1 protein-coding gene is annotated in these 2363 nt (G+C 71.6%); it reads left to right on the top strand.

Features of this window, described 5'->3' with window-relative positions; genetic code table 11:
* On the top strand, positions 1-2363 hold a 2363-nt coding region (locus DB30_RS40620), incomplete at both ends, for a type I polyketide synthase (protein WP_240480444.1).

Here is a 2363-nt window from a genome sequence, read left to right as displayed (position 1 = left end):
GCTCGCGGGCGACGCTCCCCACCTGCTGCTGAGCGCGGGCAGCCCCGCCCGCATTCTCGCAGCGCTCGCGCCGGCCTCGGCCTCGGCTTCGGCCAACATGGGGACCGCGGGGGCGACACGCGACGCGCCGTCCGAGCCCCCGACCGACGCTCCCGGATCCGTCGAGGCCTTCGTGGTCGAGCTCGTCGCCAGCGAGCTCGGGCTGCCCGCGGCCCAGATCGACGTCGATGAGCCGTTTGATCGCTACGGCGTCGACTCGCTGCTGACGATGAGCATCATCCGGGGTCTCGAGCAGCACTATGGGCCGCTGTCGAAGACCCTGTTGTTCGAGTACGTCAGCGTCAGCGAGCTCGCGGCGCACCTCGTCGCGGCCCACCCCGACGAGTTCACGGCCCCCGACGCTGGGGCAGAGGTCGAGACGGAGCTCGCGGTCGAGACGGAGCGCGCGGTCGAGACGGAGCGCGCGGTCGAGACGAACACGGAGACGGAGCTCGCGGTCGAGACCCCCACCGAGACGGAGGTCGAGACTCGGCGCGACTGGGTCCGCGCGCCCCGGCCCGCGGGCGCGCCTGCGCCGGTCGTCGAGCTCACCCGCGGCGAGGTCGACGACATTGCGATCATTGGCGTGGCCGGGCGCTACCCCCAGGCCGACGACGTCGACGAATTTTGGAGCAACCTTCGTGCCGGGCGCGACAGCGTCGAGGAGATTCCTCGCGATCGCTGGGATCACAGGCGCTTTTACTCGGCCGACAAAGACGAGTTTGGCAAGACCTACGGCAACTGGGGCGGCTTCGTGCGCGGGGCTGATCGCTTCGACCCGATGTTCTTCCGCATGTCGCCGCTCGAGGCCGAGCACACCGATCCGCAAGAGCGGGTGTTCCTCGAGACCGTGTGGCACCTGCTCGAGGACGCGGCCTACACCCGCGAGCGCTTGCGCGGACACCAGACCGGCGTGTTCGTCGGCATGATGTACGGCCACTACCAGCTCTACGGCGCGCGGGAGGCCCTCCACGGAGAGGGATTTGCGACTTCTTCGTCCTACGCATCGGTCGCCAACCGGGCGTCGTACTTCTTCGACTTCACCGGGCCGAGCGTCGCGCTCGACACCATGTGCTCGTCGTCGCTGGTGACGATTCACCAGGCCTGCTTGGCGATCCGCAACCGCGACTGCGACCTCGCCGTGGCCGGGGGCGTCAACATCTCGAGCCACCCGATCAAGTTCCTCCAGCTGGCCCAGCGCCGCTTCCTGGCCGAGGACGGGCGCTGTCGCAGCTTCGGGGACGGCGGCACGGGCTACGTGCCGGCCGAGGGCTCGGGCGCGGTGCTGCTCAAGCGCCTCAGCGCGGCGATCGCCGACGGCGATCGGATCCTCGCCGTGGTCAAGGCCTCGACCGTCAACCACGGCGGGGCGGGGGCGGGCTACAGCGTGCCCAACCCCAAGGCCCAGGGCGAGCTCGTGCGGGCCGCGCTCGAGCGGGCGCAGCTGCGTCCGAGCGATCTCGGCTACCTCGAGGCCCACGGCACGGGTACGGCGCTCGGCGATCCGATCGAGGTCACCGGGATGTTGCGGGCGTTCGCGGACGACATGCCCGAGCGGATCGTGGTCGGCTCGGTCAAGTCGAACATCGGACACGCCGAGTCGGCCGCCGGGATCGCGGCGATCACCAAGGTCTTGCTGCAGATGCGCCACGGCGAGCTCGTCCCTTCGCTGCACTCGCGTGAGCTCAACGCCAATATCGACTTCGACTCGACGCCCTTCCACGTCCAGCAAGAGCGCGGGCCGTGGCCGACGCTCGTCGACGAAAACGGTCGAGCGCGGCCGCGCACGGCCGGGGTGAGCTCGTTTGGCGCGGGCGGGACCAACGCCCACATCATCTTGCAGGAGTTCCAGGCGCCGGCCGCCGAGGCCGAGGCCGCGGCCGCGGTCGGTGACGTGGGCCCGCAGCTCGCGGTGCTCTCGGCCCGCGACAGCGAGGGCCTCGTCGCGCAAGCTCGCCGTCTGGCCCAGCGCCTGAGCGCGCCCGAGTCCAGCTGGTCGCCCGCGGCCGTGGCCTGGACGCTGCAGTCGGGGCGCGAGGCCATGAGCCATCGCCTCGCGCTGCGCTTCGAGACCCTGGCCGAGCTCGGCGCGGGGCTGCGCAGCTACGCCGCCGGGGATCCGCAGGTAGCGAGCTGGACGGGGATCGTCGATCTCCGCAAGCGCGTCGCCGGCGAGGCGCCTGCGCCCCGGCCCGAGGCCTACGCCGAGGCATGGGTCGCCGGGCAGCGTGTCGACTGGACGCTGCTTCACCCCAAGGGCGCGCCGCGGCCCGTGTCGCTGCCGGGCTATCCCTTCGCCGGGGACCGGGTCTGGCTCGCGGCGA

It is taken from the genome of Enhygromyxa salina (assembly GCF_000737335.2).
Taxonomy (GTDB): Bacteria; Myxococcota_A; Polyangia; order Nannocystales; family Nannocystaceae; genus Plesiocystis; species Plesiocystis salina_C.
Note: the sequence above shows the minus strand (reverse complement) of the source record. Positions and strands in the feature narration are given on the sequence as shown.